The 552-nt window shown below is 64.1% G+C and carries 1 protein-coding gene; it reads left to right on the forward strand.

Annotated elements, in window-relative coordinates; translation table 11 throughout:
• Positions 1 to 35: 35 nt before the first annotated feature.
• Positions 36 to 552, forward strand: a 517-nt coding sequence (locus ACKGJN_RS16675) for a response regulator transcription factor (RefSeq protein WP_409540693.1), incomplete at its 3' end; no start/stop codon positions are given.

Below are 552 nucleotides of genomic sequence, written 5' to 3' on the forward strand. Positions count from 1 at the left end.
CCGGGTAACCCTCCCGAGAGCAGGGGGGCAGTAGGTTGAGTATTGCCCAAAAAAACGGGCCGGCGACCGCCTCAGAGGCTCCCCTGGTCGTCGTCGTGGAAGACGAGGCCCCCGTGCGCAATGCCCTCAGCAGCCTGTTCCGCTCCGTCGGTTACCGGGTGACGGCCTATGCGGCGCCGCACGACCTTCTGGCCGAGGGGGTCCCCGAGGATGCGAACTGCCTGGTTCTCGACATCAGGCTGCCAATCACCAGCGGCCTGGATCTTCAAAAGCAGCTCAATGACGGCCAGATCAGCATTCCCATCGTCTTCATGACCGGTCATGGCGACATACAGATGTCGGTCCAGGCAATGAAAGCCGGGGCCGTCGACTTCCTGGCCAAGCCTTTCCGGGAGCAGGAAATGCTGGACGCCGTCACCGCGGCTATTGAACGGGATCTGCAGCGCCGCGAAGCGGATGCCGGCCTCGCCGACCTGCGCCGACGGCTGCAGAGCCTGACCCCACGGGAGAGGGAGATCCTGGAACTCGCGACCGCCGGAATGATGAACAAAC

Origin of the sequence: Gillisia xinjiangensis (assembly GCF_046298265.1) — a bacterium.
Lineage (GTDB): Bacteria > Bacteroidota > Bacteroidia > Flavobacteriales > Flavobacteriaceae > Gillisia > Gillisia xinjiangensis.